This is a genomic window from Rhodoferax sp. GW822-FHT04A08, assembly GCF_058801025.1.
On sequence record NZ_JBXAMW010000001.1, the window covers coordinates 343,350 to 367,637 of the forward strand.

General features: G+C 53.8%; 22 protein-coding genes and 1 riboswitch. Of the genes, 5 read left to right on the forward strand and 17 right to left on the reverse strand.

The annotated features are described in order from the left end of the window. Positions 1–7: 7 nt before the first annotated feature. From ribBA to AC1RMF_RS01595, 10 genes are all read right to left on the reverse strand, one after another. A complete protein-coding gene (gene ribBA / locus AC1RMF_RS01550) occupies positions 8–1,123 on the reverse strand; it encodes a bifunctional 3,4-dihydroxy-2-butanone-4-phosphate synthase/GTP cyclohydrolase II (protein WP_493139014.1) in 1,116 nt (371 codons plus the stop codon). 21 nt (positions 1,124–1,144) lie between these two features. Beyond that, positions 1,145–1,789: a riboflavin synthase gene (locus AC1RMF_RS01555; RefSeq protein WP_493139016.1), complete on the reverse strand. Its 645-nt coding sequence runs from the start codon at positions 1,787–1,789 to the stop codon at positions 1,145–1,147. A 57-nt stretch (positions 1,790–1,846) separates the two neighbouring features. Continuing rightward, positions 1,847–2,992, reverse strand: coding sequence for a bifunctional diaminohydroxyphosphoribosylaminopyrimidine deaminase/5-amino-6-(5-phosphoribosylamino)uracil reductase RibD (gene ribD, locus AC1RMF_RS01560; protein ID WP_493139018.1), 1,146 nt, complete (start codon positions 2,990–2,992; stop codon positions 1,847–1,849). A gap of 23 nt (positions 2,993–3,015) precedes the next feature. Further along, positions 3,016–3,582, reverse strand: a complete 567-nt coding sequence (locus AC1RMF_RS01565) for an energy transducer TonB (protein ID WP_493139020.1) — start codon at positions 3,580–3,582, stop codon at positions 3,016–3,018. 132 nt (positions 3,583–3,714) lie between these two features. Next, complete coding sequence (locus tag AC1RMF_RS01570; RefSeq protein ID WP_493139022.1) at positions 3,715–7,704, reverse strand: pilus assembly protein; 3,990 nt, start codon at positions 7,702–7,704, stop codon at positions 3,715–3,717. Between the two features lie 9 nt (positions 7,705–7,713). After that, entirely contained in the window at positions 7,714–8,298 is a 585-nt protein-coding gene (locus AC1RMF_RS01575) for a pilus assembly PilX family protein (RefSeq protein WP_493139024.1), read from the reverse strand. Positions 8,299–8,330: 32 nt separating this feature from the next. Continuing rightward, the gene (locus AC1RMF_RS01580; RefSeq protein WP_493139026.1) at positions 8,331–9,467 is read right to left on the reverse strand and encodes a PilW family protein; all 1,137 of its coding nucleotides are present in this window, start codon (positions 9,465–9,467) and stop codon (positions 8,331–8,333) included. A gap of 7 nt (positions 9,468–9,474) precedes the next feature. Then, positions 9,475–9,882 (reverse strand): type IV pilus modification PilV family protein, encoded by a 408-nt coding sequence (locus tag AC1RMF_RS01585; protein WP_493139028.1) that lies wholly within the window; start codon positions 9,880–9,882, stop codon positions 9,475–9,477. Beyond that, the gene (locus tag AC1RMF_RS01590) at positions 9,876–10,424 is read right to left on the reverse strand and encodes a GspH/FimT family pseudopilin (protein ID WP_493139030.1); all 549 of its coding nucleotides are present in this window, start codon (positions 10,422–10,424) and stop codon (positions 9,876–9,878) included. Before AC1RMF_RS01590 ends, AC1RMF_RS01585 begins: the two co-directional genes overlap by 7 nt. A 2-nt stretch (positions 10,425–10,426) precedes the next feature. After that, entirely contained in the window at positions 10,427–10,837 is a 411-nt protein-coding gene (locus AC1RMF_RS01595; RefSeq protein ID WP_493139032.1) for a type IV pilin protein, read from the reverse strand. A 340-nt stretch (positions 10,838–11,177) separates the two neighbouring features. On the opposite strand from AC1RMF_RS01595, the gene AC1RMF_RS01600 reads away from it, so the two are divergent. After that, positions 11,178–11,702 carry a GspH/FimT family pseudopilin gene (locus AC1RMF_RS01600; protein ID WP_493139034.1) on the forward strand — a complete coding sequence of 175 codons (525 nt, stop codon included), beginning with the start codon at positions 11,178–11,180 and terminating at the stop codon, positions 11,700–11,702. Between the two features lie 3 nt (positions 11,703–11,705). On the opposite strand, the gene nrdR is transcribed toward AC1RMF_RS01600, so the two are convergent. The 3 genes from nrdR to AC1RMF_RS01615 all read right to left on the reverse strand — a co-directional run bounded on the left by nrdR (position 11,706) and on the right by AC1RMF_RS01615 (position 14,414). Continuing rightward, complete coding sequence (gene nrdR, locus AC1RMF_RS01605; protein ID WP_493139036.1) at positions 11,706–12,155, reverse strand: transcriptional regulator NrdR; 450 nt, start codon at positions 12,153–12,155, stop codon at positions 11,706–11,708. A gap of 16 nt (positions 12,156–12,171) precedes the next feature. After that, positions 12,172–13,416, reverse strand: coding sequence for a serine hydroxymethyltransferase (gene glyA, locus AC1RMF_RS01610; protein WP_342617894.1), 1,245 nt, complete (start codon positions 13,414–13,416; stop codon positions 12,172–12,174). A 42-nt stretch (positions 13,417–13,458) separates the two neighbouring features. Then, positions 13,459–13,587, reverse strand: a riboswitch (ZMP/ZTP riboswitch). A 17-nt stretch (positions 13,588–13,604) separates the two neighbouring features. Continuing rightward, a complete protein-coding gene (locus AC1RMF_RS01615; protein WP_342617893.1) occupies positions 13,605–14,414 on the reverse strand; it encodes a transglycosylase SLT domain-containing protein in 810 nt (269 codons plus the stop codon). 638 nt (positions 14,415–15,052) lie between these two features. On the opposite strand from AC1RMF_RS01615, the gene AC1RMF_RS01620 reads away from it, so the two are divergent. Continuing rightward, entirely contained in the window at positions 15,053–17,779 is a 2,727-nt protein-coding gene (locus tag AC1RMF_RS01620) for a DUF349 domain-containing protein (protein WP_493139039.1), read from the forward strand. Between the two features lie 52 nt (positions 17,780–17,831). Then, positions 17,832–19,484: an HD domain-containing phosphohydrolase gene (locus AC1RMF_RS01625; protein WP_493139915.1), complete on the forward strand. Its 1,653-nt coding sequence runs from the start codon at positions 17,832–17,834 to the stop codon at positions 19,482–19,484. Here the strand turns inward: AC1RMF_RS01625 and AC1RMF_RS01630 are convergent. From AC1RMF_RS01630 to AC1RMF_RS01645, 4 genes are all read right to left on the reverse strand, one after another. Further along, a complete protein-coding gene (locus AC1RMF_RS01630; protein WP_493139041.1) occupies positions 19,462–20,241 on the reverse strand; it encodes a UDP-2,3-diacylglucosamine diphosphatase in 780 nt (259 codons plus the stop codon). The genes AC1RMF_RS01625 and AC1RMF_RS01630 overlap by 23 nt on opposite strands. A gap of 15 nt (positions 20,242–20,256) precedes the next feature. Continuing rightward, entirely contained in the window at positions 20,257–20,763 is a 507-nt protein-coding gene (locus tag AC1RMF_RS01635; RefSeq protein WP_342617889.1) for a peptidylprolyl isomerase, read from the reverse strand. Between the two features lie 3 nt (positions 20,764–20,766). Further along, on the reverse strand, positions 20,767–21,354 hold the full coding sequence (locus AC1RMF_RS01640; RefSeq protein ID WP_493139043.1) for a peptidylprolyl isomerase: 588 nt from the start codon (positions 21,352–21,354) through the stop codon (positions 20,767–20,769). Positions 21,355–21,425: 71 nt separating this feature from the next. Further along, positions 21,426–21,968 carry a tetratricopeptide repeat protein gene (locus AC1RMF_RS01645; RefSeq protein ID WP_493139045.1) on the reverse strand — a complete coding sequence of 181 codons (543 nt, stop codon included), beginning with the start codon at positions 21,966–21,968 and terminating at the stop codon, positions 21,426–21,428. A 226-nt stretch (positions 21,969–22,194) separates the two neighbouring features. Between AC1RMF_RS01645 and cysS the strand changes: the two genes are divergently transcribed. Next, positions 22,195–23,589, forward strand: a complete 1,395-nt coding sequence (cysS, locus tag AC1RMF_RS01650) for a cysteine--tRNA ligase (RefSeq protein ID WP_342617886.1) — start codon at positions 22,195–22,197, stop codon at positions 23,587–23,589. Next, positions 23,589–24,239, forward strand: coding sequence for a DNA-3-methyladenine glycosylase family protein (locus tag AC1RMF_RS01655; protein WP_342617885.1), 651 nt, complete (start codon positions 23,589–23,591; stop codon positions 24,237–24,239). The genes cysS and AC1RMF_RS01655 overlap by 1 nt, the downstream gene beginning before the upstream one ends. The last annotated feature ends 49 nt before the right edge of the window (positions 24,240–24,288 follow it).

Below are 24,288 nucleotides of genomic sequence, written 5' to 3' on the forward strand. Positions count from 1 at the left end.
AATTGATTTATTTGCTGATGTAGCCGGTGATTTCCAGGCCATAACCTGCCATGCTGGGCATGCGGCGCGGGCTGCCCATGAGGCGCATCTTGTGCACACCGCACTGGCGTAGCACCTGTGCGCCTATGCCGTAACTGCGCAAATCCATGCGGCCACGTTCGGGGCCATGGGCTGCACGTGCAGAGCCCTCAAACTGGGCCAGCAGCTGCTCGGCGCTTTCGCCACAGTTGAGCAGGACCACCACGCCCTTGCCCTGTTGGGCGATGTGGGCGAGGGTGGACTCCAGGCTCCAGGTGTGCATGGTGCGGCCCACTTCCAGTGCGTCCAGTACCGAGAGAGGCTCGTGCACGCGCACATCCACCGTGTCATTGGCAGACCACTCGCCCTTGACCAGGGCCAGGTGGATGCCGCTGCCCGTGCTGTCCCTGAACGCATGGGCTGCAAAGTCGCCAGACGCTGTGTGGATGGTGCGGGTTCCAACCTGTTCGATCAAGGACTCCACGCGGCTGCGGTGGGCAATCAGGTCGGCAATGGTGCCGATCTTCAGGCCGTGCTCTGCGGCAAACAGCTGCAGGTCCGGCAGACGAGCCATGGTGCCGTCGTCGTTCATGACTTCGCAAATGACCGCAGCGGGGCTGCAGCCCGCCATGGCGGCCAGGTCGCACCCGGCTTCCGTATGACCGGCGCGCATGAGAACGCCGCCGTCCACCGCTTGCAGGGGGAAGATGTGACCGGGCTGCACCAGGTCATCAGGCACAGCATTCTTGGCCACCGCAGCTTGCACGGTGCGGGCGCGGTCCGCCGCGGAGATGCCCGTGGTGACACCTTCGGCCGCTTCGATGGATGCGGTAAACGCCGTGCCCTTCTTATCGCCATTGTGGGCCGTCATGGGCGGTAATTGCAGGCGCTCGCAGCGCTCGCGGGTGAGGGTCAGGCAGATCAGACCACGGCCAAAGCGGGCCATGAAGTTGATGCCGTCAGCCGACACATGGTCAGCCGCAAGAATCAGATCGCCCTCGTTTTCGCGGTCTTCCTCGTCCACCAGGATGACGATCTTGCCGGCGCGCATGTCGGCCACGATGTCTTCAATGGGGGAAATGGGTACGGGGGCGTAAGTGCTCATGGGGAGAAGGAAAATGGATGATTAAACGGGTGCCGAGGGCACAGCTTGAGCTGGTGCCGTCAGCATGCGCTCCACGTAGCGTGCGATCAGGTCAATTTCCAGGTTGACCTGGCTGCCTTCCCGAAGGGCTGACAGAGCCGTGTTTTCAACGGTATGGGGAATCAGGTTGATGCTGACCTCGCAACCCTGTGCCAGATCGGCAACCTGGTTGACTGTGAGGCTGACACCGTTGATGACGATGGAGCCCTTGTACGCCAGGAATTTGCCCAATGCAACTGGGGTCAGTACACGCAATTCCCAGCTTTCGCCAACTTGGGCAAAACGGGTTACGGTGCCTATGCCATCCACATGGCCTGATACCAGGTGGCCACCCAGGCGATCATTGGCGCGCAAGGCCTTTTCCAGATTGATCGGGCCTTCGCGGTCCAGTCCGGCGGTCTTGGCCAGGGATTCGGCCGAAATGTCCACGGTGAACTGATGGGCCAGGGTGTCCAGGGTTGTGACCGTCATGCAGGCGCCATTGAGCGCAATGCTGTCTCCCAGGCTCACGTCTTCCAGGTAGTCCGCAGGGCAGGTGATGGTTAGGCGCTTGCCGTGCGTGGAAGAGCTGCCTAAAGCGTGAGCGGCGGCGATGCGCCCCACGCCGGTAATGATTCCGGTAAACATCCCCGCATTTTCGCAGGGATTGGGGCTTGATCCGTGTCTGGCTTGTAATCCCGCAAATTAAAAATTGTCGCGACCTGTTACCCGTGCCAGGATGCGCAGGTCCGGGCCGACCATTGCCGTGGACAGGAAGGTGAGTGGCAAAGCCTGCGAAAGTTCGGAAAGAGGGCCGAATTGCGCCATATCTGCCCCCTGTCCCATCAGTTTGGGTGCCAGATAGACTAGAAATTCGTCGATAAGACCTTCGCGCACCAATGACCCGTTGAGTTTGTGGCCTGCTTCTACGTGCAGTTCATTGATTTCCCGGGTTCCCAGATCCCGCAACATGGCAGCCAGATCCACCTTGCCGGTGGGGCTGCCATCCACGTTGTGTCCAGGCTGGTACAGAACGGTGGCCCCTTGCGATTCCAGTGCACATGCCTTTTCTGCATCTTCCTGGGCGGCATAGATAAACAGTTTGCGTTCTGGCAGGAAGATGGGGGAATCCAGTGGTGTCTCGAGCTTGCTATCCACCACCACCAGATGGGGTTGACGCGGGGTATCCACCAATCGCACATCCAGCCGCGGCTTGTCCTGCAGCACGGTTCCGATACCGGTTAGCACCGCACTGGCGCGGGCGCGCCAGGCATGGCCGTCTCTGCGGGCCTCTGTTGAGGTAATCCATTGGCTCACTCCGTTGGGAAGGGCGGTCTTGCCATCCAGCGAAGCGGCAACTTTCATGCGCACCCAAGGCGTCTTGCGCACCATGCGGCTAAAAAATCCAATGTTGAGTTCCCGCGCTTCAATCGCCAAAGGGTGGTCGGGAGCCAGTACTTCCACCTCCACGCCCGCAGCGCGCAAGCGGGCAAAGCCTTGCCCTGCTACAAGCGGGTTGGGGTCGGTGTTGGTTGCAATGACCTTCTTGATACCTGCAGCGATGAGCGCGTCACAGCACGGGCCGGTGCGACCATGGTGTGAGCAGGGCTCCAGGGTGACGTAGGCCGTGGCGCCAATAACCGTGTGGCCTTTGGCCGCGGCATCACGCAGGGCCATGACCTCGGCGTGCGGGCCGCCGGTTTGTTGGGTGTGGCCTTGGCCGAGGTCTTCACCATTTGGGGAAACGAGAACACAACCCACAGCTGGGTTGGGCGGCGAAAGGCGTTGGGCCTTGCAGGCTTGATCCAAGGCAAGTTCCACGAACCTGATTTGATAATTTGAATTGCTCATCAGTGACGGTATATCACCTACAGTCAAAATTTGTCTTCATAAGTGACTTCTATTCTCATACTGCTTTTTACGGCGACTCCATCTATTTCCCCGGGACTGAAGCGAAACTTGGTGAATGCCTTGACAGCGGAATCGGAAAAAACTTCGGGCAGATTGGATTTCTCCATTTTTGCTGATCTTACGTAGCCCTGCTCATCAATAAAGAGAAGCAGAATGATTTTGCCATTTGCCTTGATATCGCGAGTTTCAATGGATTCAAGCTCTTCCTCATGCACCGGTAGTGGCTTCTTTGTAAGTTGATCGGATGAATAATAGGTCAGCAATGAGTCTGGAAATGCTTCGACGTTAATTCTTGTCAAATAGGAAGAGAATTCACGTGAGCCTAAGTTGGCAGATTCCTGTAGACCGATATTGGAATGACCCACTGCTTTTCTATCGGGTAAGTTCTTCTTGGCATTTGTTTCGAATGCGGCATTTGTATTCGTGTCCGAAATCAATTGAGCCGGTACAAAAATTTGTCTTTGTCCAAACCCAAATAATTGAACGTCATACCAGCCCCTTAATAATATCAGTACCAGTAGATGAAGCATGCATGATACAAGTACCGATATCAATACGGGTGCGGATTTCTCAAAATTAATGCGAAGCAAGAGAGGTAAGAAAAGTTAGCAAGTCATATCTTGTGCAGAGACAAACAGCTGGCTATCGATCACGGAAAGATGCTAATCGGTAAGCAATTCACGCCAAGAAACCCGTTTCATGGGAAGGTTTGCTGAACTAACTGGTGTCTCTGTTACAGGATGTTTGTTATCAGCAGTTGTTGTAATGGCTACTACCTTGCCATTGCTCAGCTTGATCACGTTAACACCTACCGCAAGTGCGGAACCGACTCGACTTGAAACTATATTGCCTGAATTGCTCTGGGCATTGTCAATGTAAGAGCCAGTCTTAATATCGAGGAAGTTAAGCCAAGCATGTCCTCCTGGAGTACAAGTGGCCGAGCTAACTACATCGGGCACATTCGACGCAACGACGAGTGTGCCAAGTTGAATTTTGGGATCCACATTGACGCGTTCCCCATCTTCTAGTAGCTCTACATACCACCCCGACTTAGTAGACCAGTCCACAGTGGCCGGAGTGGCCACCGTTCTTGTTGTTGTCGAATTGGCGACCAAAGACATTGTTTGTTTAACCAAATCCCCCGATGTTTTCACGTTCTTGAGCTCTGACGTGGCTGCAAAATTGTCTTTGATTCCAAATATGCTTCGTTTGGTTGTATCAGAGCGATCTGAAGATTGCAAGAAAATTCCAGTTCCAAAGTAAACTACTTTGTTTCCATTGACAAGTGCTAATTCAGGTTTGACCGTGATGGGTTCTGCAATGGCTGCCACTTTGAACACGGTCTTTGCCTTCAAGTCGAAGCGCCACAAATTTCCATCGAGATCACCACCGTAAGCATAAAGTGAAGTGTTATCGGTGACAGGATTGTTGACCCAAGTATTTATTCGGGCCAAGCCAGAAGGAGAAGAGCTTGTTCCAGAACAACCAGTTGGTCCAGTCTGTGATGTGCAGGTATATATTCTAAATTGCTCGACACCAGTATAAGCATCAATGACATATAGTATTCCAATACCTGTTGAGTTGTTGTACCCGGAAGTTAGAATGGCCACCCATTTTCCGGATATATCAGTTCCGCTGGAGTTCGTTGATCCACTAGGGAGTTTGGTGATTATGGGGTTTTCGAATGATTTTCCCATTTGTGAATCGGTAAACTCCCATATTGCTTTGGGGGCGGTTGGGTCAGTGATATCAAGTGCATAAAATGAATTTCCACCACTATTCAACCCTCCAATAAGCACAGTTTTCCAGTTGCCCGAAGATGTTACGTCACCTACAGTAATCGTGCCATCAACAAAATACCTATGAGAATATTTGGTGTCTGCCAGGTTGAAAATATAAGGCACAACAGCTGTCGGCAGATAGGCCCAATCTTCATGGCCATTACTTGCGTCAAAAGCATGTAAAAATCCATCATTAGAACCTACATACACCATGGATTTTCGTGCTACTGCCTTATATGTTGAATAACCAGAATCTGCGTAAGAGAACGATGGTTGTTTTACGTATACAGGTTGGGAATTCACGATATCACCCAATACATGAAGTCGTGTTCGGTATGACTTATTGGTCGTCGTATCCGCACCGCCCATCAAATAGGTAAACATGTTGGCCTTGGTCGCGCCAGGACAATTTGAAATAGTTGCGCATTGGGAAATCTGTGCAGGATTGAAATAATCCGAGCCGCTCTTGTCCCAGTTCAGGGATTGCGCATTGGTCCAGGTAAGCGATATCTTTTTATCTGTACCAGATGCAGTGCCGTTGAAGCCGTATAGAGTTCGCGTAGTCTGCGAATCCAATAGTAGTTGGGCTGCCCAGATGGATGTGTTGTCAGAAGTGTCAATAGCACCGGTGCTGAGGTTTATAGTTCTTGCCTGAAGATCTCCGTACCAAGTATCTGGATTGTAGCTGGCAACATATGCAAAGTTGTCACCAGCCACAGGTTCGAGATTGGATGTGGCCGCGGCTGCACCAGCTCCCGCTTGAGTTGTTATCTGCTTTATGGCAGCATCGAGTGAACTGGTAACTTCAGTAGGATTGCCTGCTGAGAAGTAGAGCCCATGCCCGTTAACAGCTGCATGCCATAGGTCGTCGATACGAGATTCGGCGGTGTTGGTAATTGGATCACCCCAATTCTTGGTGCCTTGTCCAATTGCAGTGTAGTCCGCGGAGCCTCCAGTTTCATAGTCTGGAGAGTAATGTAAATTACCATCTACGCCTAAACCCATAGTAAAGGTAACCATGTGCTGTTTATTATTTGGATCCTTGGTTGATGTAGGAACATCATCCTTAAGTGCGGGACGCAGATCGGTCTTATAGTAATAGGCTGCAACATCTGCCAATGTATCGGATTTCTTTAACGCATCCGCAAAATAACCTGTATCTGTGCCATCTTGGTCTCCTACATTTGCGGAGCTATCCATATTCAATGGTCCATAGCTCGAGTCTTCAATATTATCATTCCAATATCCGTCCGTGGACATAAAGGTGAAATTTTGCTGGCACGAGTATTGAACCGGATCACCATCAGAAGATGAAATTACATATGCGGTGCCGGCATAAATTTGGCCCGCGCGTGCCAGTGCGCCACGAAGCGGTGTGTAAGTACACGTCTGCACACCAAAAAGGTTGGTGTAAAAAGATGATTTCTGCGTACTATTGAAATCTCCAATGGCAAGTCTTTTTGATTTGTTTGCGTTCCAGCAACTTGTTGCATATTGAGCGGCTATTTGCGCTGCGCTTGCTCCTGAGCTGATGAATGTCAGTCCGACTCGAAAGCCTGCTCCAGGAGCAGTATCACTAAGTGCAGAAAAAGAACGACTCATGGCTGTCTTCATCATCAAAATGCGGGTTCGATAATAGGAGTACCAATTCGCAAAGTTCTGAAGTTCCTGCGCATAAGTGCAACTGGAACCCGTGCAATCCGTTCTACCCGCTGCTTTTGTATAAGTTGAAGTTGCGGGAACAATGTCTACTCGACTGACCGTAACACCCGAGGTCGCAGCAGAGTAATTTATACCGCCAGTCAATTTTGTGGAGGAGGAGGTTGTAAAAGAACTTGTGCCGCCCGCAACATTAAATGTCTGGTTGTTGTAAGTTGTGTTGGAGGTAGAAGTTGCTGGGCTCTGCGTATTGGCGACTTTAATCTTTGCGCATGTAGGCGTGGATGTTGAGCATGTGCTGCCGCCGGTATCTGCAGAGACCAGAGATGCATATAAACTCCCAGAGTTATTTATTGCCAAAACTAACTTATTCGCTAAATCATTCCGGTTGTTCTTATTGCTGGCCGAGTATGAAACACCTGTCAAGGTCGCAATTACCGTTCCATTTAAAGAAATGCTAACATTGCCAGATCCCGCAGTTTTGACATAGAAGGTCGTGCTGGCTTCAACACCCGTAATTGCTGATGCCGCCGTCACGCTTGGGTACTTAAATGTAGAAGTTCTGCGAGTCTGGCATGTTGTTAGTGCCGCATCTGAACACCAGTTGGGGGTGGTCGAAAGAACATAATAGTAGGGATGGCCGTCCGATTTGGATATCGGATTGCTATAAGTTGAGTCGGGATAATAATACCCAGTAGTTGGGAATGTGGTGTTTTGTACGCAATTCGTGGAAGGCGGAGAGTCGCTCCGGTTCTTGCACCAGTATAGATTTGTATATTTTGATGTAAGGTCTTTGGTAGACGTGCTAAGAAAAGGATCTGTTAACGTGGCGGAAGTGGATGCGTTAGACCAATCTGTTCCATCCGCATTTTTAGGTGGACTGTACAGTATGGTAGGATTGTAATATTGGGAATTAACCGATGAAGTATTGTATAAAACATCACCCAATTGGCAATTGTTGGTACTGCCAGGAGAGCTCATGTTGGATTGGCAAATTCTGTCGTTTACATAGTCTGGTGTATAGTCCTGCTCCATACTTCCGGACTCATCTAAAACAAATAGCAAATTCGGCTTGATTGAGGATCCAATCGCAGTTCCCAAAGGAACATTGGATATGTTCAGGCTAGAGGCAGCATAAACGGAACATGTTATTGCGAGCGAAAGCAATAATATTATTTTGGCAGATGATGAGTTTGATGAATATTTCAGCATAGGAGGCTCCTAGTACTCTATTAAAACTTGTGTTTGTACGTAAGACACGGTGTTGCGCAGGCCCTCCGTACGACTGGTAATGCGGTAATAGATCATGGCTTTACCCGTAATTGCGTAACTACCATACGATGAACTTCCTTGTGACGCGCCGGTAATAACTTGAGAGTTACTGACTGCACATTGAATGGAGGAGCCTGCTATATAGGCGCCTGTTTGGTCGCACATACGTTGAATAATATAGGCTACTTTGTTGCCAGCAGCATCAACCGTAGTGACCGGGTACGCTCTACGTGATGAGCTCGAATCACCCGTCCAACTAACGTCATCGGTTGTATCACCAGGTGTTAATTGCCCGGTGAAGTCGGTTCCTGTTTGCTCAGTAGCATAATAACCTGATGCAGGTGCATCCAGCGTTAGGGCTGCCTTATTATTTTGGAGCCATGTAATTGCCAGCTCCACTCCACGGTCGCCTGAAGCTATTGCGGATTGCCGAAATCCCAGATTATTTGCTACCTGGGTGGCGGTATCTACGCTGCGAAAAAGTCCGATACTAAGCAGCGTCATCGCAATCAGTATTACCAAGGTAACGATCATGATGAATCCATCAGAGCGCGCAGGTAGGTTCCTCATGAGGCGCTCCAAATCATATTTCGTAAGGGCACCATTGAACTAAATACCTTGTATCTGTATTTGCGTTGATCATCTGTCAAATTCAGTGTGGGGCCACCGGGCCAAAGCGTAAGGGGGGTTGCAGTGACCATTGTTCCCTCTTTTTTTTGGCTACGCGCCACAATAGAAAATTGAATGGCAAGCAATTGCTTCCATTGCACAGCAGTTGTTGGCGTAGTTTGATCCCAAGTATCTACAGTTCCATCGCCATCAGTGTCTTTACCATATCTGGCGCGCAACATAATAATGTTATCAGCAACCGCCTGGGATGTTTGGTTATCCATCAAGTCCAGACGAGTTAGCTCACCGCGCGTATTGATGGAAAAAGTGACACTGCTTGGACTTGGACCCAAGTCGTATATCTCCGCATTGGTTGTAAAAGATATCCCTAATCCGCTTGGCTTGTTATATCGGGCGGTTACGTTGTTTCCATTTGCGTCGGTGTAATTTCCGCTGTTATGGACAATATTGTCGGAATTTCCACCGCCGGGCACGCCTGTAACTTGTGCCAGCACGCAGTCATAAATGCCATTTGTTCCGATCGTAGCGACGCCATTGGCGTCAGGTGTATATCTATCTACTGCCTCTACTACAACAATTACATCACCTTCGTGAAATCCAAATCGATTGGCTACTTTGTAATTTGCATTATTACCATTGTTTGAGGTCGTCAACTTGGCAAGACCGTAGCCTACGTCAGAATTTCCATAGTTCAAAGTCAAACTATCTGGCGTACCATAGGGAAAAGAAGATGTCTTAGTAGTGTTGCCGGCAGTAATGACGGCTGGGACTGCTGAATATGTAAAATACCTTGCGGGGGAGTTTTTTTCGTCATATGAATAAATTTCGCAGCCAAGTAAATCCGTCGAATTCAATCCGAACCCTGCCATCCTCACCTCTCGCTCAATCATATGTGAGGCAATGGCTCCGCTGGTTTGTGCATCTGCGCCACTTGACGTTGTATTTTTTTGCTGGTTCGCATTGCCAAAAATGCCGGCAACAACTAGCAAAAATATTAACGCGATAGTCAAACCAATCATCAACTCGACAAGATTGAAGCCTCTGGACTTGCTCGGAAATCTTTGGTATTTCATTTTCATTTCAGAATACTACCTGAGCTAATGCCGTGTAATTGTGGGCCTGGGTTTCATTCGGATTTCTCCAGCCAATTACAACTGTTACGGCGCTACCTCCAGTTATTGTGATAGAAGTCGTTCCGTTGGGCAGTGCGGCACTCACTTGGGTGTCCCAAGAGGATCGATTGGTTGACGAGCCTCCATCCGCATATGAAGAGATATTGTTTTTGTCTATCATCATTTGTCCCACTATGCTGTTTGCTAAATAGCTCGCATCTGTTCTGTATTTGCCGTGCAATGTGTCATTGATAGAAAAATTCTGCATCCCGATAAGAGCAAGTAATCCTATAGAAAAAATCAATAAGGAAACCAGAACTTCGATTAACAGAAATCCGTCTTGCTTTCCCTTGGTGCTATTTTCAATATTCAGCATAAAAGTGGGTCTCCGGCTGTGGTGACAGTTGGATCACACATTTTCGATTGCCCGCCTGGTGTCAAAGTAATTCGGTATGTTTTGCTAGTGCCACTAGTTGAAAAATTTATTTGAGTAAAAGGAAGTGAACTGTCTTTGTTGGTCGCGGACAGCAAACTTAGGCCAGTAAATGTTGCGGTTCTTGATGCAGTTGGGGCAAATGAGATAGTGATATTTCCACTTCCCTCCTGCGCCGATTTTGTTTGAATGGATGCAGGGCAATCAGCCGTTCCGTCACCATTCAAATCTGCAACAGTAGTCTCACATCCGACCGTCCAAGAGGAGTCTGAACTTACGGTGAAAAAAACACGTGTGTTTCTGCGAAGTGCTTCACTTCGAGCAAATTGAAGACCATTTAAAGCAGATTCTGCTTTAACCTTGAGCTGTGCATTTGCGATTTGAGTTTGATATGCCGGAAATGCGATTGCTACCAGAATTCCAACAATAGTAATTACTATCATGGCCTCCAGTAGCGTCACGCCGGACTGGACCTTTTTTGCCATATTTAGCATCCCCCATTTTTATTTACCACCCAGCAGGTATTGCTGTCTCCCCACGAGGGAGTATCCGTTGTCCGCGTACCAGCTTGATTAATAGTGTATGTAAACCCGGATACTTTGCTGGATGAATTGCCCGCGGCCTGAAGAATATATGTATTGACTGTTAGTGTGGGGCATGTGAAAGTGAAGTTTTTGACTTGCTCTGGCGCCGGACAAGTAAATCCTACATATGTTCTATTGTCTGCATAATATTGCTCAATTCGCGCCCGCATTTGCGAAAGACCTGTGGTGGCTTCTGGAATGCTGCCACGAGTGACATAATCAGAATAGCTTGGCATTGCAATTGCGACGAGAATCCCAATTACAGCTACTGTAATCATCAATTCTATTAAGGTAAATCCCGAAGTTTTTCTCATTCTATTTTCCAACTCTGCCTGTGAAGGTTAATTGCTCAATGGCGTCACGGCAATGTGCGCAACGCCTTCTAAATTTTAGAGTACAGAGTTTTTTCTTATGCTACGAAGGTTTCCTGACAAAACGACGGTTTTTCCTGACGAACGGCTCTTTTGCCTGGTGCCATTTGATCATTTTTCCATCAAGACTTGACTTCCATGGCGCTGCATATTGGCATTCATGCGAGCAAATGAATGTAAAACGCCTATCAAATGCCTGAGCATTCGGGATTCGTTACGGATTGATCTAAAGCAAGGGAGCAATTCGTTCCGCCAAAGTGCTCGGTCCAGCAGTGGAATTTCGTTGCTGGAATCCTTGGTGGTAGTCAGCACTATTTCTGTTTTGTTGGTAGTATTTGTTCCAACTTTGTCTGAAATGATGCAGAAAATCAGACTGAAGCAGGTTGCCCAGACTTTACTACTTGGAATAACTCAGGCTAGAATTGAGGCAATCAAGAGAAATCCACATGTGACATTGTGTAAATCCTCTGATGGCTTGTTCTGTTCAAAAAGCGGCGAATGGAGTCAGGGCTGGATAGTATTTCACGATGGAAACAAGTCTGGTGTCAGAGATGCTTCGGAGGAGATAATATCCATATATTTCAAAAATGAAACTTCTGTATTGATACTGGCCAACAGTAGTGTTGGTAACTATGTTTCGTTCAATCAAATGGGATACAGTAGACTGTCGAGCGGCGGATTCCAAGCTGGTACGTTTAAGATATGCCCAACTAGCGCCAAAGTTCAGGATGCCTATAACGTAGTTCTCAATAGCGTTGGGCGAGTGAGAGTTGAAACGACATCTTTTTCGGAATGTTCAGGACATTAAGCCCTACCGGCTTACCTCATCCACCAACGTCTTGAACTCATCAATATCCTCAAAGTTGCGGTACACGCTAGCGAATCGCACGTAAGCAACCTTGTCGAGCTTTTTGAGCTCGCGCATCACCAGTTCACCAATGCGGGTGGATTGCACCTCACGCAATCCCAGATTCAGCAGCTTTTCCTCGATCCTTTCGATCGCCGCGTCCACCTGTTCTGTGCTGACCGGCCGTTTGCGTAGCGCCAGGTTCATGGAGGCCTGGAGCTTGGCTCGCTCAAATTCGATGCGTCGTCCATCCTTCTTGACGATGGACGGGAAGTTGACGTCCGGACGCTCGTAAGTGGTAAAGCGCTTCTCGCAGGAGCCGCATTGCCTGCGACGACGAATGAAGTCCCCATCTTCGGCAATCCGGGTCTCCACGACCTGGGTTTCGGAATTTCCGCAGAAGGGGCACTTCATGTTCAGGTCACTCGACTTATTTGTAGACCGGGAACCGCTGGGTCAGGGCGTGCACCTTGGCTCGAACGGCTTCGATGTTGGCTGCGTCGCGTGGATTGTCCAGCACGTCCGCAACCAGATTGGCAGTCAAGCGCGCTTCTTCGTCCTTGAAGCCGCGCGTGGTCATGGCTGGTGTGCCTATACGCACGCCGCTGGTGACCATGGGTTTCTCCGGGTCGTTGGGGATGGCGTTCTTGTTGATGGTCATGTGAGCGCTGCCCAAAACGGCTTCAGCTTCCTTGCCGGTGATGCCTTTGGACCGCAAGTCAACCAGCATGACGTGGCTTTGGGTGCCGCCGCTCACAATCCGAAGACCGCGTTGCGTCAGGGTTTCGGCCACGATCTGGGCATTCTTCAATACCTGCTGCTGGTACTGCTTGAAGCCGGGTTCCAGCGCCTCCTTGAACGCGACTGCTTTTGCGGCAATCACGTGCATGAGGGGGCCGCCTTGCAAGCCAGGGAAGATCGCGCTGTTGATCGCCTTTTCGTGCTCAGCCTTCATCAGGATGATGCCGCCACGGGGGCCACGCAGACTCTTGTGGGTGGTGGAGGTCACAATGTCGGCGTGCGGCACCGGGTTAGGGTAGACGCCAGCGGCAATCAGACCCGCATAGTGGGCCATATCCACCATGAAAATGGCGCCGATGTCTTTGGCCACCTTGGCAAAACGTTCAAAATCAATGTGCAAACTGTACGCCGAAGCGCCGGCCACGATCAGCTTGGGCTTGTGCTCATGGGCCTTGCGCTCCATGGCGTCGTAGTCAATGGCTTCTTTGGCGTCCAGTCCATAGCTCACCACGTTGAACCATTTGCCACTCATGTTGAGGGGCATTCCGTGGGTCAGGTGGCCACCTTCGGCCAGGCTCATGCCCATGATGGTGTCGCCTGGCTTCAGGAAGGCCAGGAATACGGCTTCATTGGCAGAGGCACCGCAATGGGCTTGCACATTGGCCGCTTCTGCGCCAAACAGCTGCTTCACGCGGTCAATGGCAAGTTGCTCGGCAACGTCCACAAATTCGCAGCCGCCGTAGTAGCGCTTCCCTGGATAGCCTTCTGCATACTTATTAGTAAGCTGGCTTCCCTGGGCAGCCATGACGGCGGGGGATGCGTAGTTTTCGCTGGCAATCAGCTCGATGTGGTGTTCCTGACGGGCATTTTCGGCCAGGATGGCCTTCCACAGTTCGGGATCGGTCTGTTCAACAAGAATGTTGCGGTCGTACATGGCAGTCCTTTAAGACATTGGGCCTGTGGGTGTGGTTTGACACAGGGCTGCCCAGGCGAACGGCTGATCGCAGCGACTTATCACCATCGTGCGGCACGCTCCCCTGTGGTATCCCACATCAGCCCTGAAAACCGGTTGGTCAAGGGCCTATCGCCAGTCGCGTGCAGTGCGAGTTTAACTGAGCCGGATCAGGAGCTGAAAAGGCTGGCCACGGTTTCCGTTTGTGGCTTGGCAGGCGATGAGGCTTTTACCGGTACCGACGTTGTGTTTAGCTGAGGGACGGAGCGACCTGCAGCAACCTGCTGCAGGCGAGCGTGCTCGGCCATCACCTTGGCGGCGTAGCCACCGTCTTCATCCAGATTGCCCGCGCCTACGTAGAGCTTGAGTCCACCCTCCAGCGAGCCGGCGCGTGCCACGCACTCCTGCAGCACTTTGACGCCCACGCGAAGATTGGTGAGCGGGTCAAAGGCGGCGAACTGGCCACCGAAGAATTGATACTTCTCGCTATGCACCTTGGTCATGACTTGCATCAAACCTTGGGCGCCCACATTGCTTTGGGCAAATGGATTGAATCCCGATTCCACGGCCATGACAGCCAGGATCAGCGTTGGGTCGAGCTTGTTCTTGGCGCCTGCGTCATAGGCTTCGGCAACGAGCGCACTAAGGGGTTCTGGCGCAATGCCGTACTTCTTGCTGAGCCAATAGGTGATGGCCGCCTGTTGCTTGGGCAGGCTCTTGGGGTCAGCGGCTGTGGCACGGTCTACAGCGTCGGTATTGCTGACAAAGCCATTGATGGCGGCTTGGCGTTCCTGCAGCCAGGTGATGAGTTGTGCCTCGCCAGCATCCCGCAGTTCGGGGCGGGCGGCCAGTGTGATGATGGCAAACATCACGGCCAAGCCCAGCAGGGCGAAACCGTTGTGTGTGATTTCAAAAAAGCCCTGGGCGATGTCGCTTACAAAAACGCGCAGCCCTCGGTTGAATTTTTCGGTCGCTGTCATAGCTCTTCCTTCTTAGGCGGGTCCCCATTCCATTGGCCGCCAGCAGAATTGCTGGAGCAAACAGTGGGTACCACGTTTGGGTTGGTACGCTATCAATATCCTGCGTCGTCCTCTAGACATGTGCAGCGATTTGAATATGCCGGGTTCGGCAGCGGATGCGGGTAATCCCTCGGGTGGTTGAGGGATGCGCGGATTCTAGGTGTTCGCATTATAACTAGTCAACCATATCAATCATGTTTTATATATGTCTTTGTTTTGACAAATGGTCGATTTCAATCCCCATGCGGGTTCCGACTGCATGGCACGTCCAGTGAAATTTCCCAATGGCACTTGCTCTGTTCATTGAAACAGCGGTTTGAAAAGCTGAGGGCATTCATCTAAAGTGCACTGGCCTGCGCAGGTAGGCATGTGTCGGCAGTAGCCAGTCCGTCAACTGAGTTGAGCGCGATAAAGCGGCCCCGACGCTCTTGGAGGCAATCCATTGCTTCCGGTCTGTCCGGTGACTTCAATCTCACCAGACAGCGAAACCAGGCGAATCAGGACAGACCGTCCCTCGCCAAGCCCGGATTTCTTGCACATCGCAGGTATCCGGGCTTTCTTTTGCCCGCAAATAGGGACTGTCAGTCGAAAAAAAGGGAATGCAGTCAATTAACAGCGAAAATAGCGGGCTGTTTTACCCATCACCTCGACCTGAGCCTACTGTGACGTCATCTCATTCCGCCAAACATACCGACATCTCCCAACTGGACGCATTGACCAAAGGTGCATTTTCCGCACCCACTGCCGGAGAGCGCGCAGCACGGGTTCGCGACTGGCTGGCAGGCAAGCCTTCATCGGAAGAGCTGGCAGAAGTATTCAAGGAGCTCAGTGTCAAAGACAAGGGCGCAGCCAAATTGGTGCGCGAGCGCCTGGACGAAGTTCGCCGCTCCAAAGGGCAGGAGGCCATGGCTGCCGAGTGGGCTGCCAAGGCGCAAGCTCTGCTGGCCATAACCAAGCTCAATATTGCCGACGCACTGGCTTGGCAACGCGACGCCGCCAAGGCTGGCGCGCCTTTGAGCAAAGAACCGTTGGCCACTTTGAAGCTGGAGTTGGCCGAGCGCGTGCGCGGTATCGAAGATTTGCAGCATCAGGTGCAGGTGCAGCGCGAGGCCGCGGTGCTACTGGCCCAACGGATTGAAGTCCTGTCCACAAAATCCTGGAAGGATGCAGAAGTGGCGCTGGACAGCCTGAAAGTGGATGTTGAACATTGGCAGGCCCAGGCATCTGCTTTATTGAGCAATCCTGGCTGGGCCAGCGTGGATGCCAAGTTTCCTCCGTTGCTGGACGCGTCGAGGGCCCAGTTGCTGGTGGTTTGGGATGCCTTTCAGGGCGCACTGGCACAGGCGGTTGCGGCTGCCAATGATCCCAGCAGCGCGTTGCCTCCCGTTCCGGTATGGGCCGACGAGCTGCGGGTGGCTCGGGGAGTGCCGGTAGAGGCCGTTTCCAAGCCTGCCAAGCCGCAGGTCGATCCGGAAGTGCGTGCTCAAGCCACCCAATCGGTTAAAGAAGCGCTGTCCAAGTTGGAAGCGGAAGTGGGCGAGGGCCATGGTAAAGCCAGCGCAGGTGCCGCCGCTGCGCTACGCCAGGCCTTGAAGGAATTCGGAAAGCTGATTGATTCAGGTCTGGAAAACCAAGCCCACGCTGCTCTGGCCGCGGCCGGTGAACTGGAAGGGTGGCAGCGTTGGCGGGCCGACCAGCTTCGCGAAGAGTTGGTCGCCAAGGCCGAAGGCTTGCTCAAGCGCCCGGAAGGTCAGGCCATTGGCGGTCGCAAGATGCAGGAAAACTTGCGCACCCTGCGCGAGCAGTGGAAGCAGACTGACCAGGGAGGTGTACCCAACCACGCCTTATGGAAGCGCTTTGATGAGGCCTGCAACGAAGCACACAAGGTCGTTGAAGCCTGGCTGGAGAAGGTCAAGGCAGAGGCGGCTGAGCACAAGGCCCAACGCTTGGCCCTGATTGAAGAGGTCAACGCCTGGGCCGAGCAAAACCGTACGGCCTTGGATGACGACTGGAAGGGTTTCAATCGCATCCTGCACCAGTTCGGTGACCGTTGGCGTGAAGGCGGTCACGTGGGTGAGAAGGTGTTTGCCGAACTCCAGCCACTCTGGAAACAGGCAATCGCCAATGCGGCGGCTCCGTTGGAGGCTCTGCAGGCGCAAAGTCTGCTGAGGCGCCAAGCCATGATTGAAGAGGCCAAGGTCCTTGGCGCGGCGCCAGTGCTGCGTGTGGATGCCGTCAAGGCGCTGCAGCAACGCTGGCAGGCCGAGGCGCACACGGTTCCCATGGACCGGCGCCAGGAGCAAAAGCTGTGGGACGCTTTCCGCAAACCCATTGATGATGCCTTTAACCGCAAGACACAGGAGCGGGAAAAAGCACAGTCCACCCTCAACGCACGTGACCGCGTAGTGCTGGAAGCCGCAAAGGCGCTGGAAGCGGCCAATGCTTCGGGTGATGCACAGGCGATCCGGGCTGCCATGGCTGCACTGGATGCGGCCTTGAGTGGCCAAGCGCTGGCTCAGGAAGAAGTCAAACAAGCCGGTGCTCAGGAGGATGCTGCCAAGGAGGCCGTTGCGCCCGAAGCGCAGCCCGCCGAGGCACAGGCCAACGAAGGTGAAGCGGCCGAGCCGGCAGCAACCGCACCGGCTCCAGTAGTGGCTCCCAAACCCAAGCCCGTGGTGGCTGTGCGGGGCGATGACCGTCCTGGCATGAAGAAAGAGGCGCCCGCTGCGCCGGCTGGAAGGGCTGGCAAATGGAATGACCGCAAAGATGCGCCCAGGGCAGGGCGGGACGGCAAGCCTGATGCCAGAGGGCGCGGGGATGAGCGCGCACGTCCTGCCGCCTGGCAAGAGGCTCCCCGTCTGGGAGATGCCGCTTTCCGGGCTCAGCGAGAGGCGCTGGAGCATGCGCAGCTCGCACTCAAGAAGCTGGCCGCCCAAGCCCATGGTGAAGCACTCAGTCAGTTGCTGACGGCCTGGGAAAAGCGTGATGCAGCGCTCTTGCCCAATGCCCAGGAGCTGGGTCCCAAGGTCACTTCGGCCACCCGCAGTGTCTGGCAACAGGCTTTGGGCGGACAGTTCAAGGCGGCTCCCAAGGGGGTGACACCGGCAGAGGCACTGTTGCGTCTGGAAATGGCGGCGGAAGTTCCCACGCCTGCCGAACACCTGTCCGCAAGGCGCATGCTGCAATTGCAACTACTGACTCGCCGCAATGATCCAGCTCCAGCGCAGACTTGGGGGCAGGATACGGCGGTGATCTTTTCTGGTGCGTACAACGCGGAAGATGCACGTCGTCTCCAAAATGCGGTAAAGGCCTTGCTCAAACGCTAGCTCCTGGCAGCGCTAGGCACGCAGTTGTGGAACAATGTTTTCGGCACATGCGATGTGCCGCCTTGGTGAACACCAGGAGGTTTATGTGGATTCGGTAGAAAACCTGTTGCGCCGCCTTGAGCAACTCAACTCCATCGGGACGGCCTTGTCCAAGGAGCGCGACATCACTCGCCTGCTTGAGAGCATCGTGGTGGCGGCCAAAACCATTACCCATGCGGACGGTGGAACCTTGTATCGCATGGCCGAAGATGGCAAGTCCTTGCGCTTTGAAATTCTGCGCACCGACTCGCTCCAGATAGCCATGGGCGGTACTTCGGGCAACCCCATCAATTTCCCTGAGCTACCGCTCTACACTGACAAGGGTGCCAACAACGACTCGCTGGTGGCGGCGTATTCAGCGATTCACAAGCAGACTGTCAACATCGCAGATGCCTACACGGCGGAGAATTTTGACTTCTCCGGTACGCGCAGTTTCGACAAACGCACCGGTTACCGATCTCAGTCGTTTTTGTCGGTTCCCATGAAGGACCAGGACGGTGAGGTATTGGGAGTCTTGCAACTGATCAATGCCACCGATCCAAAGACTGGCCGGGTTGTCTCGTTTTCCGGCCCCGACCAAAGCCTGGCGGAGTCCTTGGCGTCCCAGGCGGCGATTGCCATCACCAACCGCAACCTGACCAACCAGCTCGAAGAGCTGTTCGAGTCGTTCATCAACCTTATCAATCTGGCAATTGACGAAAAGTCCCCGTACACGGGCGGTCATTGCCAGCGGGTGCCAGCATTGACGATGATGCTTGCCGAAGCGGTCAACGCCCATGCGCAAGGCCCTCTGGCTGACTTTGTGATGGATGACCGGGATCGCTATGAGCTCAAGATAGCCGGCTTGTTGCACGACTGCGGCAAGGTCACCACGCCCGTGCATGTGGTCGACAAGTCCACCAAACTGGAGACGTTGTGCGACCGTATCCAGCTCATAGATACACGTTTTGAGGTTCTCAAGCGCGATCAGGAAATTGCTGCATTGCGGGCGCAACTGGCGTTGCGCGACGTCAAGGACGCCGATGCGGAAGGCAAGCTATGGGAGCAATGCCAGGCCCAGGTCGACGCGCTGACGAGTGATCGGGAATTTTTGCGTACTGCCAACAAAGGCGGTGAGTTCATGAGCGACGCACATTTGCAGCGCGTGCGTGAAATTGGTACCGGCAAGACCTGGCGCAGTGTCAATGGTGAAGAGACGCAGTTCCTTACCGACGACGAAATGGATAACCTGACCATACGCGCCGGGACATTGAATGCCGCTGAGCGGGAGACCATCAATCACCACATCGTGGCCACGATCAAGATGCTGGAGCAATTGCCTTGGCCCAAGCATCTGCGCAATGTGCCGGAGTATGCGGGTGGACACCATGAGCGCATGGATGGCAAGGGCTATCCCAAGGGGCTGACGCGCGACCAGATGTCGGTACAGGCGCGCGTCATGGGCATAGCTGATATTTTTGAAGCGCTGACAGCGCGCGACAGACCTTACAAACCAGGCATGAAGCTGTCGCAGGCCATGTCCATCATGAACAAGTTCCGCAATACCGGGCATATTGATCCCGACCTGTTTGACGTGTTTGTGAAAGAAGGCGTGTATCTGCGCTATGCCCAGCAGTTCCTGGATCCGTGGCAGATTGACGAGGTCAATCCGCAGTCCTGGCAATAGATGCCAAAGGCAGCCGTGCCAGGTTTGCCCGGGGGCCGTCGATCGTCAGGCGAAGCACTTCGGCCCGCACCGGTTTCGCGTTGACATCCCAGTCGCTGAGAACCGTGCGCAGGCATTGTGCGCCCAATTGGTGCTGCGCCGGCTGGTGGGTGTGCCCGTGTATCAGATGCTTGCTGTGGGCGTCTTGCAGCAGTCGCAGCGCCGCTTGGGTATTGACATCCGCATAGACCGGCTGGGATTGTTTTCGGTTCTCGCTTGCGTTGCGTATTGCGCGTGCAATGCCTTGGCGCTCGGACAACGGTTTTGCCAGGAAGTCGCGCTGCCATTCACTGGTACGTACCTGTGAGCGAAATGCCAGGTATTCGTGGTCTTCGGTGCACAGTGCATCGCCATGGCTAAGCAGCCAGCGCTCTCCGCCAAAGACCAGCACGCTGGGGTCGGGTAGGGCGGTTGCCTGGCAGGCCTGCATCAGGGGTGGGCCCATCAGGAAGTCCCGGTTACCCTGCATGATGTAGAGTGCCAACCTGTCACCCGCAGCGCGCAATACGTGGACGCATTCTGCTTCAAAACTGCCCGGTTGCAATGCGTCATCGCCAACCCATACTTCAAACAGGTCACCCAGGATGAAGACCGCGTCTGCATCGGTAGATCGCATGTAACCGGCCCACGCTTCAAAGGTGTTGCGGTCAGCGTCCTGCAGGTGCAGGTCGGATATGAAGTCCACGCACCGCCAGGGGGATGGAGCCAGCAGATCCATCCCTGTCCTCAGCGTTTAAACGACAACTGCTTTTTCGATGACCACGTCATCGACTGGCACGTCGTCGTGGTAACCCTTGCGCGTTGTCTTGACGGCCTTGATCTTGTCGACCACGTCAGTGCCCGAGATCACCTTGCCGAATACGGCATAACCCCAGCCTTGCGAAGTGGGGGATGTGTGGTTCAGGAAGCCGTTGTCCGCCACATTGATGAAGAACTGCGCGGTGGCGGAATGCGGATCGCCGGTTCGGGCCATGGCTACGGTGTAGTTGGCGTTCTTGAGGCCGTTGTTGGCTTCATTCACGATGGGGGCATCGGTGGGCTTTTGTGCCATGCCGGGCTCCATGCCGCCACCCTGGATCATGAAGCCGGGGATGACGCGGTGGAAAACGGTGTTGTTGTAGTGGCCCTTGTTCACATAGGCCAGGTAATTGGCAACCGACTTGGGCGCCTTGGCCTCATCCAGTTCCAGGGTAATGACGCCGTAGCCGGTGACGTGGAGTTCTACTTTAGGGTTGCTCATGATTTATTTAACCAAAGTGGCAGAGTTGATGACGATGGGAGTGAGGGGAACGTTCTGGTACGGGCCTTTGTTGCCGGTTGGGGCGACGCGGATCTTGTCAATGGTGTCCATGCCGGCCACAACCTTGCCGAATACGGCGTAGCCGTATCCATCGGGCGCGGGCGCGTTCAGCCCCTGATTGTCCACCACGTTGATGAAGAACTGGGCCGTGGCGGAATTGGGGTTGCCGGTACGGGCCATGGCGATAGTGCCACGGTCGTTCTTCAGCCCGTTCCTGGCTTCCAGGGGGATGGGGTCGCGCGTAGGCTTGTCTTTCATTTCTTGGGTCAGACCGCCACCTTGCACCATGAAGCCGTCCATCACGCGATGAAAGATCGTGCCGTTGTAGTGCTTGTCCTTGACGTACTGCAGGAAGTTCTCCACCGTCTTGGGTGCCTTGTCGGCATACACCTCCACGGCGAAGTCGCCCAGGCTGGTCTGAAACTTGACCTGGCTGGTTGTACTTGCCGCATCGGCCAGAGCCGCTGTGCTCAGGCACAGAGCGGCGGTGATTCCAAGTGCCAGGCGGCGGCTGATGTATGTCATCTTCATTGCAACATTCCTTCAAAAAATATGCGTACTCGGTCCGCTTGTGCGGGCACGGGATTGTCGCTTGGGTTGGCTCAGTTTGCTTTTGGGCAAGCACTGTCAGACATTTTGCAGGGCGCATTCACTGGCGTTTTCAAAAGCTGACGGATCAAAGTCAGTTTGGGGCCGAGTGTCGCCTGACTGGCTGGGGCGAGTTCTGCCGCTTTGCTGTAGGACTGACTCGCCAGCTTGGCGTACACATCGCCCAGATTCTCATGCGCAGTGGCATAGCCCGGATTGATGCGGATTGCCATTTCCAGTGCAGAGCGGGCCTTGTCGAGTTGGTTTTGTCCTGCGTACAGCACGGCAAGGTTGTTATAGGGTTCAGGTAGCTCAGGGTAGTCTTGCGTGAGCTGCGCAAAGGTGGCGATCGCTTCCCGAGGGGCGCCGCTATCGCGCTGGATCACCCCCTTGATGAAGCGCATTTGCGGATCTCTGGGCTGGGTTGCCAGAAACGCATCCGCCTTGACAAGGGCTGCGCTCAGCTTGCCTACGCGTACCAACTGCGTTACGTCGGCGTATTCATCCGCTCTGGCGGTCTGGCAAAACATGCCCATTCCCAAGGCGACAAGCCACAAGGACGAAAAAATCAGTGAACGTACTTGCTGCATGCAACCTCGTGTGCTTATCCTGCCCGTTGCCCAGCGAATGTGGCCCAAGTCGGGAGGCGCTTTATACTGTGGTGATTGTATCTTAGCCCCCCAAGGCAGGCACCTGCGGCAGCCGGGGCTGTGCTTCGCAAAGTACCCACATCCGACACCCTGTTGCAGTAGCCGTCAGTCCAGAGCCCGATTTCACGACCCCATGAGTTTGCGCATCCACAACACGCTGAGCCGTGCCATAGAAACCTTTGTCCCCTCAGAGCCCGGGCACGTTCGCATGTACGTATGCGGAATGACCATTTATGACCTCTGTCACATTGGTCACGCGCGCATGATGATGGCATTTGACGTGGTGCAGCGCTGGCTCAAATGCAGCGGCTATCGCGTCACCTATGTGCGCAACATCACGGACATTGATGACAAGATCATCAACCGTGCGCTCGATCGCGGTATCACCATTCGCGCATTGACTGACGAAATGGTGGTGGCCATGCACCAGGACATTGATGCGCTGGGCATCGAGCGGCCCACCATTGAGCCGCGGGCGACGGAATATGTACCGCAGATGCTGGACCTCATCAGCCAGCTGCAGAAGAAAGGTTTGGCTTACCAGTCAGACTCGGGCGATGTGAACTATTCGGTACGTAAGTTTCCTGGCTACGGCAAGCTTTCCGGCAAATCCCTGGACGAATTGCGGGCTGGTGAGCGCGTTGCAGTGCAGGATGGCAAGGAAGACCCGCTGGACTTCGTGTTGTGGAAGGCTGCCAAATCTACGGAACCCGAAGATGCCAAGTGGGATGCCGCCCAGTGGGGCCATTCTTTTGGAATTGGCCGTCCGGGCTGGCATATTGAATGCTCTGCCATGAGCTGCCAGACGCTGGGTGAAACATTCGACATCCATGGCGGCGGTGCGGATCTGCAGTTCCCGCACCACGAGAATGAAATCGCACAAAGCGAAGGCGCCAGTGGCAAGCCCTTGGCGCGCTTCTGGGTGCACAACGGCTTTGTGCGCGTGGACAACGAGAAGATGTCCAAGAGCCTGGGCAATTTCTTCACCATCCGTGATGTGCTGACCCAATACGACGCCGAGACGGTGCGCTTCTTCCTGCTGCGCACCCATTACCGCACCGCCCTGAATTACAGCGACGCCCATCTGAACGATGCGCGTAGCGGCCTCAAACGGCTGTACACCGCATTGGACCTGGCACCTACAACCGATTCAAGCGTCATCGATTGGAGCAACCCCTATGCCGCTCGATTCAAGGCCGGCATGGACGAAGACTTTGGTACACCTGAAGCCGTAGCTGTGTTGTTTGACCTGGCTTCCGAGATCAATCGCACCAAATCGCCCGAGCTGGCGGCATTGCTCAAGTCGTTGGGTGCCTGCCTGGGCTTGCTGCAACAGGAGCCCAAGAGCTACTTGCAGGCGGGCGCCACTGTTTCTGAAGACCGCATTGCGGAACTGATTGCCGAACGTGCAGCTGCCAAGGCGGCCAAGGACTTTGCCCGGGCGGATGGCATTCGCAAGCAGTTGCTGGAAGAGGGCATTGTGCTCAAGGACTCGCCCACCGGAACTACCTGGGAAGCAGTGCAGTAATGTCGGCAGCCAAGACCCAGGAAATCATTCCCGTCACGCCCGACTACTGGGAAGAAGCGTGCAAGCATCTGGTGAAGAAGGACCGGGTGATGAGCAAGCTCATACCCCAATTCGGCGACGCCTGCCTTCAGACGCGGGGTGACGCCTTCATCACACTTGCGCGCAGCATCGTGGGCCAGCAGATCTCGGTGTCAGCTGCGCAAAAGGTATGGGATCGATTTGCACTCTTGCCCCGCAAGATCACGCCCGCCAACGTGCTGCGCCTGAAGGTGGACGACATGCGTGCAGCGGGTTTGAGTGCGCGCAAGGTGGAATACCTGGTCGATCTGGCGCTGCACTTTGACAGCGGTGCACTGCACGTGAAGAACTGGGCCAGCATGCCGGATGAGGAAATCATTGCCGAATTGGTGGCGATTCGCGGCATTGGGCGTTGGACGGCCGAGATGTTTCTGATATTTCACATGATGCGGCCCAACGTGCTCCCCCTGGATGACGTGGGCCTCATCACGGGCATCAGCCGCAACTATTTTTCGGGTGATGTGGTCAGTCGCAGCGACGCCCGCGAGGTGGCCGCAGCCTGGGTTCCATATTGCAGTGTGGCAACTTGGTATATTTGGCGGTCTTTGGACCCGCTGCCGGTCGCGTATTAACAGAACGGCCCCTTTGTGTGGGGCTTGCTTCTTTTTGAGGAGAATTGCA

What these genes read in the sequence shown, in the direction of transcription:
- ribBA (WP_493139014.1), bottom strand. Translation starts at nt 1,123, where the DNA reads ATGAGCACTTACGCCCCCGTACCCATTTCCCCCATTGAAGACATCGTG.
- AC1RMF_RS01555 (WP_493139016.1), bottom strand. Translation starts at nt 1,789, where the DNA reads ATGTTTACCGGAATCATTACCGGCGTGGGGCGCATCGCCGCCGCTCAC.
- ribD (WP_493139018.1), bottom strand. Translation starts at nt 2,992, where the DNA reads ATGAGCAATTCAAATTATCAAATCAGGTTCGTGGAACTTGCCTTGGAT.
- AC1RMF_RS01565 (WP_493139020.1), bottom strand. Translation starts at nt 3,582, where the DNA reads ATGCTTCATCTACTGGTACTGATATTATTAAGGGGCTGGTATGACGTT.
- AC1RMF_RS01570 (WP_493139022.1), bottom strand. Translation starts at nt 7,704, where the DNA reads ATGCTGAAATATTCATCAAACTCATCATCTGCCAAAATAATATTATTG.
- AC1RMF_RS01575 (WP_493139024.1), bottom strand. Translation starts at nt 8,298, where the DNA reads ATGATCGTTACCTTGGTAATACTGATTGCGATGACGCTGCTTAGTATC.
- AC1RMF_RS01580 (WP_493139026.1), bottom strand. Translation starts at nt 9,467, where the DNA reads ATGAAATACCAAAGATTTCCGAGCAAGTCCAGAGGCTTCAATCTTGTC.
- AC1RMF_RS01585 (WP_493139028.1), bottom strand. Translation starts at nt 9,882, where the DNA reads ATGCTGAATATTGAAAATAGCACCAAGGGAAAGCAAGACGGATTTCTG.
- AC1RMF_RS01590 (WP_493139030.1), bottom strand. Translation starts at nt 10,424, where the DNA reads ATGGCAAAAAAGGTCCAGTCCGGCGTGACGCTACTGGAGGCCATGATA.
- AC1RMF_RS01595 (WP_493139032.1), bottom strand. Translation starts at nt 10,837, where the DNA reads ATGAGAAAAACTTCGGGATTTACCTTAATAGAATTGATGATTACAGTA.
- nrdR (WP_493139036.1), bottom strand. Translation starts at nt 12,155, where the DNA reads ATGAAGTGCCCCTTCTGCGGAAATTCCGAAACCCAGGTCGTGGAGACC.
- glyA (WP_342617894.1), bottom strand. Translation starts at nt 13,416, where the DNA reads ATGTACGACCGCAACATTCTTGTTGAACAGACCGATCCCGAACTGTGG.
- AC1RMF_RS01615 (WP_342617893.1), bottom strand. Translation starts at nt 14,414, where the DNA reads ATGACAGCGACCGAAAAATTCAACCGAGGGCTGCGCGTTTTTGTAAGC.
- AC1RMF_RS01620 (WP_493139039.1), top strand. Translation starts at nt 15,053, where the DNA reads ATGCAGTCAATTAACAGCGAAAATAGCGGGCTGTTTTACCCATCACCT.
- AC1RMF_RS01625 (WP_493139915.1), top strand. Translation starts at nt 17,832, where the DNA reads ATGTGCCGCCTTGGTGAACACCAGGAGGTTTATGTGGATTCGGTAGAA.
- AC1RMF_RS01630 (WP_493139041.1), bottom strand. Translation starts at nt 20,241, where the DNA reads ATGGATCTGCTGGCTCCATCCCCCTGGCGGTGCGTGGACTTCATATCC.
- AC1RMF_RS01635 (WP_342617889.1), bottom strand. Translation starts at nt 20,763, where the DNA reads ATGAGCAACCCTAAAGTAGAACTCCACGTCACCGGCTACGGCGTCATT.
- AC1RMF_RS01640 (WP_493139043.1), bottom strand. Translation starts at nt 21,354, where the DNA reads ATGAAGATGACATACATCAGCCGCCGCCTGGCACTTGGAATCACCGCC.
- cysS (WP_342617886.1), top strand. Translation starts at nt 22,195, where the DNA reads ATGAGTTTGCGCATCCACAACACGCTGAGCCGTGCCATAGAAACCTTT.
- AC1RMF_RS01655 (WP_342617885.1), top strand. Translation starts at nt 23,589, where the DNA reads ATGTCGGCAGCCAAGACCCAGGAAATCATTCCCGTCACGCCCGACTAC.